The 13,372-nt window shown below is 59.6% G+C and carries 12 protein-coding genes; 7 read left to right on the forward strand and 5 right to left on the reverse strand.

Features of this window, described 5'->3' with window-relative positions:
* Positions 1–201: 201 nt before the first annotated feature.
* Positions 202–1,176 carry a caspase domain-containing protein gene (locus ACKTSJ_RS07700; protein ID WP_407898996.1) on the forward strand — a complete coding sequence of 325 codons (975 nt, stop codon included), beginning with the start codon at positions 202–204 and terminating at the stop codon, positions 1,174–1,176.
* 122 nt (positions 1,177–1,298) lie between these two features.
* Here ACKTSJ_RS07700 and ACKTSJ_RS07705 read toward each other — a convergent pair whose 3' ends face one another.
* Complete coding sequence (locus tag ACKTSJ_RS07705) at positions 1,299–1,523, reverse strand: hypothetical protein (protein ID WP_407898998.1); 225 nt, start codon at positions 1,521–1,523, stop codon at positions 1,299–1,301.
* Positions 1,524–1,718: 195 nt separating this feature from the next.
* Between ACKTSJ_RS07705 and ACKTSJ_RS07710 the strand changes: the two genes are divergently transcribed.
* Positions 1,719–2,024 (forward strand): hypothetical protein, encoded by a 306-nt coding sequence (locus ACKTSJ_RS07710; RefSeq protein ID WP_407899000.1) that lies wholly within the window; start codon positions 1,719–1,721, stop codon positions 2,022–2,024.
* Positions 2,025–2,108: 84 nt separating this feature from the next.
* Here ACKTSJ_RS07710 and rlmM read toward each other — a convergent pair whose 3' ends face one another.
* Together rlmM and ACKTSJ_RS07720 are read right to left on the reverse strand one after the other, a co-directional pair.
* Positions 2,109–3,134: a 23S rRNA (cytidine(2498)-2'-O)-methyltransferase RlmM gene (gene rlmM / locus ACKTSJ_RS07715; protein ID WP_407899002.1), complete on the reverse strand. Its 1,026-nt coding sequence runs from the start codon at positions 3,132–3,134 to the stop codon at positions 2,109–2,111.
* The gene (locus ACKTSJ_RS07720; RefSeq protein ID WP_407899004.1) at positions 3,134–3,745 is read right to left on the reverse strand and encodes a trimeric intracellular cation channel family protein; all 612 of its coding nucleotides are present in this window, start codon (positions 3,743–3,745) and stop codon (positions 3,134–3,136) included. The genes rlmM and ACKTSJ_RS07720 overlap by 1 nt, the downstream gene beginning before the upstream one ends.
* An 89-nt stretch (positions 3,746–3,834) precedes the next feature.
* Here ACKTSJ_RS07720 and ACKTSJ_RS07725 point away from each other — a divergent pair, with 89 nt between their 5' ends.
* Positions 3,835–4,491, forward strand: a complete 657-nt coding sequence (locus ACKTSJ_RS07725) for an HAD family hydrolase (RefSeq protein WP_407899006.1) — start codon at positions 3,835–3,837, stop codon at positions 4,489–4,491.
* A 144-nt stretch (positions 4,492–4,635) separates the two neighbouring features.
* Positions 4,636–5,589: a S49 family peptidase gene (locus ACKTSJ_RS07730; RefSeq protein ID WP_407899008.1), complete on the forward strand. Its 954-nt coding sequence runs from the start codon at positions 4,636–4,638 to the stop codon at positions 5,587–5,589.
* Positions 5,590–5,720: 131 nt separating this feature from the next.
* On the opposite strand, the gene ACKTSJ_RS07735 is transcribed toward ACKTSJ_RS07730, so the two are convergent.
* Together ACKTSJ_RS07735 and ACKTSJ_RS07740 are read right to left on the reverse strand one after the other, a co-directional pair.
* Positions 5,721–7,754: a thioredoxin domain-containing protein gene (locus ACKTSJ_RS07735; protein WP_407899010.1), complete on the reverse strand. Its 2,034-nt coding sequence runs from the start codon at positions 7,752–7,754 to the stop codon at positions 5,721–5,723.
* Positions 7,751–8,362, reverse strand: coding sequence for an arylesterase (locus tag ACKTSJ_RS07740; protein WP_407899012.1), 612 nt, complete (start codon positions 8,360–8,362; stop codon positions 7,751–7,753). Before ACKTSJ_RS07740 ends, ACKTSJ_RS07735 begins: the two co-directional genes overlap by 4 nt.
* A gap of 61 nt (positions 8,363–8,423) precedes the next feature.
* Here ACKTSJ_RS07740 and ACKTSJ_RS07745 point away from each other — a divergent pair, with 61 nt between their 5' ends.
* The 3 genes from ACKTSJ_RS07745 (at position 8,424) to glgB (ending at position 13,369) form a co-directional block, all read left to right on the forward strand.
* Entirely contained in the window at positions 8,424–9,029 is a 606-nt protein-coding gene (locus ACKTSJ_RS07745) for an ABC transporter ATP-binding protein (RefSeq protein ID WP_407899014.1), read from the forward strand.
* On the forward strand, positions 9,026–11,038 hold the full coding sequence (locus ACKTSJ_RS07750; protein WP_407899016.1) for a dipeptide ABC transporter ATP-binding protein: 2,013 nt from the start codon (positions 9,026–9,028) through the stop codon (positions 11,036–11,038). The genes ACKTSJ_RS07745 and ACKTSJ_RS07750 overlap by 4 nt, the downstream gene beginning before the upstream one ends.
* Positions 11,039–11,197: 159 nt before the next feature.
* The gene (gene glgB / locus ACKTSJ_RS07755) at positions 11,198–13,369 is read left to right on the forward strand and encodes a 1,4-alpha-glucan branching protein GlgB (protein ID WP_407899018.1); all 2,172 of its coding nucleotides are present in this window, start codon (positions 11,198–11,200) and stop codon (positions 13,367–13,369) included.
* The last annotated feature ends 3 nt before the right edge of the window (positions 13,370–13,372 follow it).

Consider the following 13,372-nt stretch of genomic DNA (forward strand, 5'->3'; position numbering starts at 1 on the left):
TGAGAAATCCTCCCGTTTCCCGCGACAGGTGCAGACCGGATTTTGCCAGATGCCACAAGGCTTGCAGAGGATTTCATGCTAAATTCTACCCACACTCTTTCACGAAGACCCCAAATCTTATTGGTGTCAATACGGTAGTGTGGACATGGCCGGCAATCGAGAAATTCATCGATAGCCTCTAACCGATACAAGGCAAACACTATGCGAATTGCACTAATTGTCGGAATTAACTACTACCAACATGGCGGTCCACTATTCGGTTGCGTTGATGACGCACATGCGGTCAAAGCTGTATTGGCTCGCCACGATGGTGGCGCAGTGAATTTCGATTGTCTCCTACTTGCGGGCACGGGACCGAGTGATCGCGTAGATCGTGGCGACCTGAAAGATCAAATTGAGAAACTGTTCAAAACCGAAGCTGAAATTGCTTTGTTATATTTCGCAGGCCACGGACATATTGAGGCGACCGGCGGATACCTTCTTGCCACTGACTCACGACGCGGTGACGAAGGTGTTTCGCTGTCTGAAATATTGATATTGGCGAACGGTTCACCAGCCAAGAACAAAGTGATCGTGCTGGATAGTTGCCACTCAGGAATTGCAGGGAGCGCACCTTCTGCTGATCAGCTAGCCTCATTAGCAGAGGGGCTAACCGTTCTCACCGCCTCAACGAAAGACCAGTATGCAACGGAAGAGAATGGAAGAGGCGTCTTTACCACCCTCTTCGTCGATGCTCTCAATGGAGGCGCAGCGAATCTCACCGGCGACATAACACCCGGTAGTGTTTACGCCCACATAGACCAATCGCTCGGTGCCTGGGAGCAGAGGCCGGTCTTTAAAACGAACGTAAAGCGGTTTGTTTCCTTAAGGAAGGTGGCTCCTCCGATTCCCACTACGGAGTTGCAAAGGATCACAGAGTTTTTCCCTGCTCCGGGATTTGAGTTCCCCCTAGACCCGACTTACGAGCCGGAAATGAAGGGGCGAGATTCAGGCATGCCTGCTCCGAATCCTGAAAATACAAGAACGTTCGCAATTCTGCAAAGGTACAACCGGCTTAATTTACTTGTACCAGTGGACGCGCCGCACATGTGGAACGCTGCGATGGAGAGCAAGTCTTGCAGACTTACAGCTCTGGGTGAGCATTATCGGAGGCTTGTTGAAAAGAACCGAATCTAACCATCGCCGCCCAACCCGGCAGTCCACACGGACGCTGCGCGATGAAGCCGCGCAGCGCCGGTGACTTCTACGTTAGGCCAAGACAATGTTCCAGCCACGAACCCTCAAATTTTTTACCGCAATCATTGCAACTCTTCTTTTGCTATCTTTGCCTGCGCTAGTGTGGCCAGGTTACCTAGATTCACCGGCAGGTTTAATCGTGGCAGTACCGTATCTTTCGATTTATTTGTTTCATAAAATCGGCATCCCTGGTTTGCTTGAGCATAATGGCGCGTGCGGCTGGGGATGGTGCGCACCCACCATCTTCGGTTGGGTTTTTCTATGCACTTTTTGGCTACTGATCGCATGGCTACTTGCGTGGGGTTTGTCCAGCCTAACCCGTCATTCAAGCGGGACGCGCTAATATATAAAAATAGGGTAGGCGCGCTTGACCTTCCCCTGAAAAATAGTCTTCCAAGGGTGACGTAAAATTGAAGGCCTGGTGTTAACCTGAGCCGAAACCTGCCGATATATCAAGTGACTGTGCTGCGAAAGGAGCCATCATGCGATTCGCGCCTAGCATCAACCCGCCTGCCGCGACGCCGACTTCACGTGCGGTGAGGGGGCTCACTTCTGTTCATGCGGTGAAACCCCTCCATGAGGAAGTGGAGCCGACTGTGGTGACGCTGAGTGCCAACGCGCGGGAGCAACAGGGGGCGGAGCAGCCTCTGCCGCAGGAGGATAGGCGCAAGGCTTGTCGCCGTATCCATAACCAGAAGGTGCTGATCGAGTTGCGTTCGGGGCTGGATCGCCGTCTCCGCAACCTGATGGAAGGTGGCACAAGCGATCACATCGACGAAGAAGCCTGACGCTGGGCTCACAGGTCGGCGCACGGCGGGAAGTGAAACGCCGGATCCCCGCGTTCGCGGGGATGACGTAATTCGGGAGTGTCCCTAACGTTTCTCGCGGTGCAGGAATACCGTCACTTCCTCGCGGTCGTGATAGAGCTGTTTGGCTTCCAGACGGTAGCGCAGACCTTTTTTGTTGAGTGCGCTGCGGATGGAGTCGAGCGCGATCCTTAACGCTTCCACCCGTTTCTTCATCGGCAGTTTCAGGTTGAAGATTGCATTCATGCAGTAGCCGCCGACGATCCATTCCGTCATCAACGCCGCGACACGCTGCGGTTGTTCCACCATGTCGCACACCACCCAGTCCACCGGACGTTGCGGGCGGAACTTGAATCCGTCCTGGCGCAGATGCTTGACGGCCGGGTGGCCGGCGGCGGCTCCTTTGAGCGGGCCATTGTCCACGGCAGTCACGTGCAGGCCGCGCTGCACCAGTTGCCAGGTCCAGCCGCCGGGCGCGGCGCCCAGGTCCACCGCGGTCATGCGTGGTTTCAGCCATTGCGCCTGTTCCTGTTCATCCATAAACACGGCGAAGGCTTCGGCCAGTTTCAGGTAGGAACGGCTGGGTGCGTCGGCAGACATGCTGACGCGATGAATGCCGTTGAGCGCATCGCTGCTGTTGTGCGGGTCGCTCGTGGCGATCAGTGCCCTGTCTTCGGACGGGAAGAAGAGGTGCAGTCGCGGCAGGCAGGCATCATCAGTCAGACGCTCGCTGTCGCGCAGTGCTTGTTCCAGCAGGGGCTGGAAGCGTTTGGTGAAGCCGGAGAGTGTCTTGCCTTCGTTGGTGTCGGGCACTTCGAGATACAAGGCGCCGAAGCGTTCCGGCGCGGCGGGAAGGGCGGCGAGCAACGGGGCGAGGCGGTCGCGCTCGGGCAGGTCGCGTACTTCCCCAAGCAGCGTCAACAATTGGCGCGCGAATGCCAGTTGGTTGTATGCCAGACGCGCCTTGCCCTGCAACACGAGGTAGCCGCTGTTCCCGACCGCTTCGAGCGGTTTGGCCTGGGTCTCTTCCACACAGTCGCGCTCGAAGCCGGGACGGCAATAAACCAGCCAGGAAGGGAGCGGCTTGTTCATCATTCGTAGGCGCGGAAGCGCGGCAAGTGGATGTGCCAGCGGATCGCGATCAGCCGGATGGCGACGGTGACGAACATCGACAAAACCAGCGCGATATTGTGTGCCATGCCCAAGCTGTCGAGCGCGATCAGCAGCAGCGCCCCCACCAGTGCGGCGGTGGCGTAGATGTCGGTGCGAAAGATCAGCGGCACTTCGTTGCACAGAATGTCGCGGATGACGCCGCCAAACACGCCGGTGATGACCCCCATCAGGGCTGCGATGAGCCAGTTCACGTGCAAGCTCATGGCGATGCTGGTGCCGATGACGGTGAACAGCGCCAGGCCGATTGCATCCGGTAGCAGGAAAAAATTCCTTGGAATTCTGATGTTGCGTTGAATGAAGAAGGTGAGCATGGCGGCGGTGATGCCGACCACCACATAGATGGAATCATGGATCCAGTACACCGGCAGGCGTCCCAGCAGGAGATCGCGCACCGTGCCGCCGCCGATCCCGGCGATCACCGAAATGACGGCGACCCCGAACAGGTCGAGTTCGCGCCGCTGCGCTTCCAGCGTGGCGGTGATGGCGCACACCGCGACCGCACACAGGTCAAGGATATAGATCAGGCTCATGTCAGCATCAATCGGGAGGGCGCGCATTATACGAGGATCGCCCGCCGACGGTGATAGAATCCGCGCCTCGATTTTTGATGAACGGCAAGATGAACAAACGTTATGACCTGATCGTGTTCGATTGGGATGGCACCGTGATGGATTCCACTGCGGTGATCGCCACTTCGATCCAGTCGGCTTGCCGCGACCTCGGGCTGCCGGTGCCGAGCGACGAGGCGGCGCGTCATGTGATCGGCATGGGGTTGGTGGAAGCCTTGCGGCATGCCGTGCCGCAGGCGCCCGCAGCCCTGTACGAGCCGCTGGCCGAACGCTATCGCTACTATTTCATGGCACAGGATGCGTCCATTCCCCTGTATGCCGGGGCGGCGGAAACCGTTACCGAATTGCACGAAGCGGGATATCGGCTGGCGGTGGCCACCGGCAAGAGCCGCAAGGGGCTGGATCGGGTGCTGGACAGCAGCGGTTTGCGCCCGTATTTTCAGGCCACACGAACCGCCGACCAGACCTTTTCCAAACCGCATCCGGCCATGTTGCTGGAGATCATGGACGAACTGGGCATGCCGCCGGAGCGCGTGCTGATGGTGGGCGACACCACGCACGATCTGCAGATGGCGATCAATGCCGGCGTGGATGCGGTGGGGGTAACCCACGGCGCGCACCCGGAAGACCAGTTGCGCGCGTTGAATCCGCTCGCGCTGGTGGACGATTTTCATCAATTGCGCGCCTGGCTGAAGGCCAACGCGTAACGATCATTCCGGCGAAAGCCGGAATCCAGTCAATCAAAACACGCCGCGCGGAGCGCGGACAATGCAAATGCATTTGGATAAACCCGCTGGATTCCGGCTTTCGCCGGAATGACGCGGTGCTTGAGAGTGGTTAAGGAGAACGATATGTCTGAACTGGGTGACAACTGGGAACGTAACGTACTGGAGAAGCTGGCGATGTCGGCCATCCAGGAACAGCGGCGCGCACGGCGCTGGGGGATTTTCTTTAAGTTGCTGACCTTTGCTTACCTGTCCTTTTTATTTGTGATGGTGATGGATATCGCCGGTGACAAAGGGGACGGCCTGGCCGGGGGCAAGCACACGGCGCTGATCGACATCAACGGGGTCATCGCAGCCGATAGCCCGGCCAATGCCGACAACCTGATTTCCAGCTTGCAGGATGCGTTCGACGACACGCGCACGGCAGGAGTCATCCTGCGCATCAACAGCCCCGGCGGCAGCCCGGTGCAGGCCGGGTTGGTGAACGACGAGATCAAACGCCTGCGCGCCCTGCACCCGGAGATTCCCTTGCATGTGGTGGTGGAAGATATGTGCGCTTCGGGCGGCTATTTCATCGCGGCGGCAGCGGACAACATCTACGTCAACAAGGCGAGCATCGTCGGTTCGATCGGCGTGCTGATGGACGGTTTCGGGTTCACCGGCACCATGCAGAAACTAGGCGTGGAGCGGCGCCTGATGACGGCGGGCGAAAACAAGGGTTTCATGGATCCCTTCTCGCCGCGCAACCCGAAACACGAAGCCTTCACCAAGGGCTTGCTCGACGACATCCACCAGCAGTTCATCGCCGTGGTGCGTGCGGGGCGCGGCAAGCGTCTGCATGAGACGCCGGAGATGTTCAGCGGCTTATTCTGGACTGGCGACAAGGCGATCGAGATGGGATTGGCGGATGGCATCGGCAGTGTGGATTCGGTGGCGCGCGACATCATCAAAGTCGAGAACATCGTCGATTTCACCGCACGCGAGAACATCGCGGACCGTCTGGCGAAGAAGCTGGGCGCCGGGGTGGCGAGCATGTTCCCCGGGTTCGGCGCGCAGGGCGGGGGCGTGACGCTACGCTAGTGTCGTGCTGCACTCTTAACGATACTTATTGCGAACCTTTGTGGGTCGGACTTCAGTCCGACATGTCGGGTTAAAACCCGACCCACAAGGGCTTCCCGCACCTTGGCATAAGTTCCAGATAGCGCGCGACACTACACTAGTTCGGCCTGCAGTGTGGCCAGGTCGTCGATGGGCGGCAGGCACTGCGTGCCGCGACACAGCCAGGCCGTGGTCGATGACGATTTGGGTTTTGCCAAAATTTTAGGCAAGCCCTGTTCATCGCCGCGCAGTGTGATCACCATCAACTCGGGTTCGTAATTTTCAGAGACAGCCGCCCGCCAGGCGGCTGTCTCTTTTTCATCGCCGCATAACACCAGCAAGGAAGGCGGCTGCAACAGTTCGCCCAGTGCGGTGTTCAGGCTGCAACACTGGCTCGCCGCTCGTTGCATCAAGGGGTAGAACAGCCGCAGACAGCGTTCGGCGGCATCGCGATAGCGCGTGTCGCCCGTCAGTTCGGCAAGCCGCAGCAAGCCTTGTGCAGCGATGCCGTTGCCGCTCGGGGTGGCGTTATCTTGGCCGGTCTTGTTGCGCTGGATCAACGCTTCGTGGTCGTGGCTGGTGAAGTAGAAGCCGCCGCGCTCCGCATCCTCGAAGCGTGCCAATAGTGCGTCCGCGAGTTGCACCGCGAACTGCATATCCATCCCGCGATATTCGGTCTGTATCGATTCCAGCGCGGCATCCAGCAGGAAGGCGTGATCGTCAAGATAGGCGTTCAGATGCGTCTTGCCGTCCTTGTGCGTGGCGTACAACTTGCCGTCCTGCCACAGGGTGCTGCGCACGAAATCCAGGGCACGCTGCGCGGAAACTTTCCAATCATCACGTCTGAACACGCGCGCTGCTTTCGCCATACCGGCGATCATCAGCCCGTTCCAGCTGCCGAGTATCTTTTCATCGCGGCCAGGGCGGACGCGCTGTTCGCGGGCCGCGAACAGCTTGGCTTGCGCGGACGCAAGCAGTGCGGTTGCCTGCTGTTGGTCAAGTTGCAGCGACTGCACGATCTCGCTCAACGGGCGGCTCACGCGCAGGTTCCAGGCGTGCTGCTCGAAGTTGGGGGAGCGGTCTAGGCCGTAATAGGGTTCGACGACGGCGTACTCTTCTTCCGTCAACAGGTCGCGGATGTCGTTGCGTTGCCACACATAGAACTTGCCTTCCTCGTGTTCCGAGTCGGCATCCAGCGAGGCGTAATAGCCGCCGGATGGAGATTGCATCTCGCGCATCACCCAGTCGGCCGTCTGTTCGACCACGCGCGCGAACAGGGGATCGCGGCTGTTCAACCAGGCATCGCAATAGACACCGAGCAACAGCCCGTTGTCGTACAGCATCTTCTCGAAGTGCGGGATGTCCCAGACGTCGTCCACACTGTAACGGCAGAAGCCGCCGCCCAACTGGTCATACAGTCCACCCAGGGCCATCTGTTGCAGGGTGAACAGGGCGGTATGGCGGCTTTGTTCGTCCTGCTTGGGGTGTCCCTGGTGCAACAGCAAGTCCAGTTCTGCCGGATGCAAAAATTTCGGCGCGCCGCCGAATCCGCCATGGACCGGATCGAAATCCGTCTTGAGTTGCTGTATAGCCGCTGTGATCGGCGTGCTGTCGAGCATGGCCTCGTCCGTGTTTTTCGCCGGCTGCCATGCGGCTAGGGCCGCGATGACCTGTTGTCCCTGTGCGGTTAGTTCGCTGCGTTTTTCGTGAAAGGCGGCAGACACGCGCAACAACAGTTCGGCAAAACCGGGCAATCCATAACGCGCCTGCCGGGGGAAATAGGTGCCGCTGTAGAACGGCGTTCCATCCGGCGCGAGGAACATCGTGAGCGGCCAGCCGCCGCTGCGGCGGGCGAGCAGATAATGCGCATTCTGATAGATCTGGTCGAGGTCGGGGCGCTCTTCCCGGTCCACCTTGATGTTGACGAAGTGCGCGTTCATCACCGCCGCGACGGCTTCATCCTCGAACGACTCGTGCGCCATGACGTGGCACCAGTGGCAGGCGGAGTAGCCGATGGAAAGCAGGATGGGTTTGTCTAGCGCACGGGCGAGTTGCAGGGTTTCGGCTCGCCACGGGTGCCAGTCCACCGGGTTCTCGGCGTGCTGCAGCAGGTAGGGGCTGGTCTCGTGGATAAGGTGGTTGCTCATCTGTTCAGGAGTGGCTTCAAGTGTTGCATCACATTCTGCATGATGATCGGCTGCGCTGCGGCATTCGGGTGCAGATTGTCCGGCAGGAACTGTTCAGCCGCGATGCCTTCCAGCATGAAGGGCAAAATGGGCAGTTTGTGCTTGCGTGCCAGTTTCGGGTAGAGCGCCTGAAAGCGCGCCGTGTAATCCGCGCCATAGTTGGGAGGCAGCCGCATGCCGAGCAAGAGCACCCCTGCCTGCGCGGCGCGACTCTGTTCGATGATGCGGTCGAGATTCTGTTCGGTGAGGGCGAGCGGTGTGCCGCGCAATCCGTCGTTGGCGCCCAATGCCAGGATCACGATGGTCGGTTGGTGTTGCTGCAAAGCGGCCCCGATGCGCCGCAGGCCGCCTGCCGTGGTTTCTCCGCTGATGCTGGCATTCACCACATCGAATTGTGGGTGCGATTTTTTCAGTTCCAGCCGCAACAGATTTACCCATGAGTCTGTACGCGCAATGCCGTAGCCGGCTGATAAACTGTCGCCAAATACCAATAGGGTCCTGGCCGCCTGGGCAGAACCGCCCGTTGCCAGTGCGGCGAGCAGAAAAACGAGTTTAAGGAAAGTCTTCATGGTTTCGATTGTGCAAGCAGCAGGGCTTACCAAGCAAGTGTTAAGTGGCGATCGCCCGCTTATGATTTTGCGCGATGTCAGTTTCGCGGTGGCGCCGGGGGAAAGCCTTGCCATCGTCGGGTCTTCCGGTTCCGGCAAATCCACGCTGCTCGGATTGCTGGCCGGACTGGATGTGCCGACCCGCGGCAGCGTGTCCTTGAACGGCATCGACATTTTTGCGCTGGATGAGGACGGGCGGGCGCGCCTGCGCGGCGAGCTGGCCGGATTCGTGTTCCAGTCATTCCAGTTGCTGCCGGCGCTGAATGCGCTGGAGAACGTGATGCTGCCGCTGGAACTGGCGGGTGCAAAGGATGCGCGCCAGCGTGCCGAGCATTCGCTGGCCCAGGTGGGTTTGAGCGCGCGCAGCCTGCATCGGCCGCAACACCTTTCCGGTGGCGAACAGCAGCGCGTCGCGTTGGCGCGCGCGTTTGTCACCCGTCCCAGGATACTTTTTGCCGACGAGCCGACCGGCAATCTGGATCACGCGACCGGGGCGCAGGTCATCGAGCTGATGCTGGAACTCAACCGCGCGCAGGGTACGACGCTGATTCTGGTGACGCATGATGTGGCGCTGGCGGGACGGTGCGGTCGGCAATTGCGGCTCGAAGCAGGGAGTGTGGTGCAGTGACAGACCGGTCAGGACTCGAATCCGCAGCGCCGCTGTTGCAGGTCGATCGGCTCGTCGTGCGTTTGCGGGCGGGGACGGCGATCGTCGATGGCATTTCGTTCGACCTCCGGGCGGGAGAGACCTTTGCCCTGCTGGGCGAATCGGGTTGCGGCAAGTCGATGACCGCGCTGGCGCTGATGCGGCTGTTGCCGGATGGTGTACTGCCGGGCAGCGGCTCGGCACGGCTGGATGGCGTGGAACTGTCCGGTTTGAGCGAGCGCGAGATGCGCCGGGTGCGCGGCGGGCAGATGGCGATGATTTTTCAGGAACCGGGATTGAGCCTGAATCCGGTGATGAGCGTGGGCGAACAAATCGCCGAGGTGCTGGAGTTCCATGGTGCTCTGCGTGGTGATGTGGCACGCCAACAATGCATCGGATTGCTCGATCAGGTTGGCATTTCTGACGCATCGCGTCGCGTGGATGAATATCCCTTTCAAATGTCGGGCGGCATGAAACAGCGCGTGATGATCGCGATGGCACTGGCGGGGAATCCGCAACTGCTGATCGCCGACGAGCCCACCACCGCGCTGGATGTGACGATCCAGGCGCAGGTGCTGCAACTGCTGCGCGAGACCCAGAACAAGACCGGCATGGCAATGCTGCTGATCACGCACGACCTCGGGGTGGTGGCGGAGAACGCGCATCAGGTCGCCGTGATGTATGCGGGGCAGATCGTGGAACAGGCGTCGCGCGAACAATTGTTTGCGCGGCCGCTGCATCCCTACACGCAAAAGTTGTTTGCGGCATTGCCGGATGCTCGCCGCAGCGGACAGGTGCTGGAGGCGATTCCCGGCAGTGTGCCGCCGCTGGGCAGTATCGTGCAGGGCTGCCGCTTCGCCCCGCGCTGCGACCGGGCGTTGGAGCTGTGCCGAGATCAGATGCCGGAACTGTGTGCAGTTGAAGACGGGCGCGAGGTGAGGTGTCATCTATATGCCAGTGCCGAGTACCGAGAGCAGATTTCCGAGTCTGCCATTCAGCATTCGATACTCAGCACTCAATACTCGGCTCTCAATGCTCGGCACTCGGCACTCTTGGAGGTTGAAGACCTGAAAGTTCACTTCCCCATCCGCAAGGGCTTGCTGCAGCGCGTGGTCGGTCAGGTGAAGGCGGTCGATGGTGTCTCTTTCGAGATTCCACGCGGCCGCACCCTGGCGCTGGTGGGCGAGTCTGGTTGCGGCAAGACCACGCTGGGCAAGGCCTTGCTGAATTTGCATCGGCCCACGGCAGGCAGGGTCCGTTTCGACGGGCGCGAATTACGCGGAATCGATCATCGCGCAGGCATGCAGATGGTATTCCAGGACCCTTGTGCCTCGCTCAATCCCAAGATGCGCGTGGCGGAAATCCTGGAAGAGGGCATGCGTGCGCTGCGGATTGACGGGGACAGTTCCGCGCGGCAAAGGCATATCGATGGCCTGCTCGACAAATGCGGGCTGGCGCGCGACAGCAAGTGGCGCTATCCGCACGAGTTCTCAGGAGGTCAGCGCCAGCGCATCGCCATCGCGCGCGCGCTGGCGGTATCGCCCCGGCTGCTGATTTGCGACGAACCCACTTCGGCGCTGGATGTGTCGGTGCAGGCGCAGATATTGAATCTGTTGAAACTGCTGCAGGAAGAGCTGGGCTTGAGTTACCTGTTCATTACGCACAATCTGGCGGTGGTGGAGTACTTGGCGCACGAGGTGTGCGTGATGTATCTGGGACGCATCGTCGAGCGCGGCACAACCGGTGAAGTGATGCATGACCCGCAGCATCCGTACACCCGGGCATTGTTGTCTGCGGTGCCGCGAATCGACGGTGCGGGCAGGGAATACGTCAGGCTGGAAGGCGACCTTCCTTCTCCCGCCGACCCGCCTTCCGGTTGCTATTTTGCGCCGCGTTGCCCGCAGCGGCTGGCGGCCTGTTCCGCTTATCCGGATGCCCGCCGGGTGAATGGAAACAGCCATTTCGTGCATTGTCATCTCTATCCAAATTAGCCGAGAGGTTGCGATGCCCATGGGCAGAATTTCAAGGTTGCCTGAAATCGGTGTACCCCGCGATACGCGTCATGCTCCCATGGCTTAACCGGGGTTTTGGTGTCGATGTCATTGTTAGTTCCAGTTTAAAAGGCTATATTTCGGGGGAGGGAGCGATATATGCCAACAGAAAGTCAGAATAAGCTTGCGGTTTTAGAAGCTCGTCACCATGATCCCTTTGCTTATCTGGGATTGCACCGAATCAAATCCGAATATGTATTGCGCGTCTTCCAGCCCTATGCCAGTGCGGTATCAGTGCATGATGGCAAGACGTGGCTGCCGCTGGAACGCGTTGATGCGGCGGGGTTGTTCACCTGGCGCGGTAAGCAGGCATTGCCGGTCCCCTGTCTGTTGCAACTGAATTATTTCAATCACCTGCTGGAAGTGCACGATCCCTACACTTTTGGCGTCAGCATCAGCGACTACGATCTGCATCTGTTTGCACAGGGCAAGTTGCAGGAATCCTACCGCATGCTGGGTGCCCATCACATGGAAGTGCAGGGCGTGTGGGGCGTGCGTTTTGCAGTGTGGGCGCCGAATGCGGAGCGCGTGAGCGTGGTCGGCGATTTCAACGGCTGGGACGGGCGCGTTTACCCGATGCGTTCGCTGGGCAGCAGCGGTGTGTGGGAACTGTTCGTGCCGGATATCGGCCTGGGCGAGTTCTACAAGTTCGAGATTCGCAATCGCGGTAGCGGCGAGTTGCTGACCAAGTCCGATCCTTATGGCTTCAGTTTCGAGATGCGCCCGGGCACGGCAACCCGGGTGACCACGCTGGGCGCCTACACCTGGCGCGATACGGCCTGGATGGAGCAGCGCGCGGTGCGCGACTGGCAGCATCTGCCGTTGAATGTGTACGAGATGCACGCCGGTTCCTGGCGCAAGCATTGGGATGGGCGCTTCTACAATTTCCGCGAGTTGGCCGACACGCTGATCCCCTACGTGCAGGAGATGGGTTATACCCACATCGAACTGATGCCGGTCAGCGAACACCCGCTCGACGAGTCGTGGGGCTATCAGACGACCGGTTATTTTGCGGTGACCAGCCGTTTCGGTACGCCGGACGACTTCCGTTATTTTGTGGATAGCTGTCACATCGCGGGCATCGGGGTGATCCTCGACTGGGTGCCGGCGCACTTTCCCAAGGATGCGTTTGCGCTGGCGCGTTTCGACGGCACCGCGCTGTATGAGCATGAGGATCCCCGTCTGGGCGAGCATCAGGACTGGGGCACGCTGATCTTCAATTATGGTCGCAACGAGGTGCGCAACTTCCTGCTGGCCAACGCCTATTTCTGGTTGCAGGAATTCCATATCGACGGTCTGCGCGTGGATGCGGTCGCGTCCATGCTGTACCTGGACTACTCGCGCAAGGCCGGACAGTGGCTGCCGAACAAATTCGGCGGACGCGAGAATATCGAGGCGGTGGATTTCCTGCGCGAATTGAACGTGATGACGCACGAGAAGTTTCCCGGCACCCTGACCCTGGCCGAGGAATCCACTTCCTGGCCGATGGTGTCGCGCCCGACCTATCTTGGTGGACTGGGTTTTTCCATGAAATGGAACATGGGCTGGATGAACGACACCTTGTCCTACATTGAGCTCGATCCGGTGCATCGGCGCTATCACCAGAACATGCTCACCTTCGGTCAGCTGTATGCCTATACCGAGAACTTCGTGCTGCCGTTCTCACATGACGAAGTCGTGCACGGCAAAAAATCCCTGCTCGACAAGATGCCGGGGGACGCCTGGCAAAAGTTTGCAAACTTGCGTCTGCTGTTCACTTACCAGATGACGATTTCAGGCAAGAAACTGAATTTCATGGGCAATGAATTCGCCCAGGGACGCGAATGGGGCGTCGGCGCCGAGCTTGACTGGTATCTGCTGGGGCGGCAAGAGCACAGCGGCATGAAGACCCTGTCGCGCGATCTCAATCATTTGTACATGGATGTGCCGGCTTTGCACGAGCTGGACTTTTCCCACGAGGGTTTTGCCTGGATCGATTGCAACAATGCAGACCAGTCGGTGCTGGTCTATCGGCGCATCGCGCGGGATGGTTCAGAGGTGATCGTCGCCCTGAACTTCACCCCGGTGCCGCGCCCGGGATACCGCATCGGCGTGCCGCGCAAGGGGGGCTACCGCGAGATTTTCAACAGCGACTCGCATTATTACGGCGGCTCCAATAGCGGCAACGGTTTTGGCCTGTACACCAGCGACGAGAAATGCAACGGCATGGACCAGTCGATCGAGGTGCTGCTGCCGCCATTGGCCGGTATCGTACTGGAGCGGATGCGTTAAATT

This window comes from Ferrigenium sp. UT5 (assembly GCF_045866295.1).
In the GTDB taxonomy this organism is placed as follows: domain Bacteria; phylum Pseudomonadota; class Gammaproteobacteria; order Burkholderiales; family Gallionellaceae; genus Sideroxyarcus.

What these genes read in the sequence shown, in the direction of transcription:
- ACKTSJ_RS07720 (WP_407899004.1), bottom strand. Translation starts at nt 3,745, where the DNA reads ATGAGCCTGATCTATATCCTTGACCTGTGTGCGGTCGCGGTGTGCGCC.
- ACKTSJ_RS07745 (WP_407899014.1), top strand. Translation starts at nt 8,424, where the DNA reads ATGATTTTGCGCGATGTCAGTTTCGCGGTGGCGCCGGGGGAAAGCCTT.
- ACKTSJ_RS07725 (WP_407899006.1), top strand. Translation starts at nt 3,835, where the DNA reads ATGAACAAACGTTATGACCTGATCGTGTTCGATTGGGATGGCACCGTG.
- ACKTSJ_RS07710 (WP_407899000.1), top strand. Translation starts at nt 1,719, where the DNA reads ATGCGATTCGCGCCTAGCATCAACCCGCCTGCCGCGACGCCGACTTCA.
- ACKTSJ_RS07730 (WP_407899008.1), top strand. Translation starts at nt 4,636, where the DNA reads ATGTCTGAACTGGGTGACAACTGGGAACGTAACGTACTGGAGAAGCTG.
- ACKTSJ_RS07705 (WP_407898998.1), bottom strand. Translation starts at nt 1,523, where the DNA reads ATGCGATCAGTAGCCAAAAAGTGCATAGAAAAACCCAACCGAAGATGG.
- ACKTSJ_RS07735 (WP_407899010.1), bottom strand. Translation starts at nt 7,754, where the DNA reads ATGAGCAACCACCTTATCCACGAGACCAGCCCCTACCTGCTGCAGCAC.
- glgB (WP_407899018.1), top strand. Translation starts at nt 11,198, where the DNA reads ATGCCAACAGAAAGTCAGAATAAGCTTGCGGTTTTAGAAGCTCGTCAC.
- ACKTSJ_RS07700 (WP_407898996.1), top strand. Translation starts at nt 202, where the DNA reads ATGCGAATTGCACTAATTGTCGGAATTAACTACTACCAACATGGCGGT.
- rlmM (WP_407899002.1), bottom strand. Translation starts at nt 3,134, where the DNA reads ATGAACAAGCCGCTCCCTTCCTGGCTGGTTTATTGCCGTCCCGGCTTC.
- ACKTSJ_RS07740 (WP_407899012.1), bottom strand. Translation starts at nt 8,362, where the DNA reads ATGAAGACTTTCCTTAAACTCGTTTTTCTGCTCGCCGCACTGGCAACG.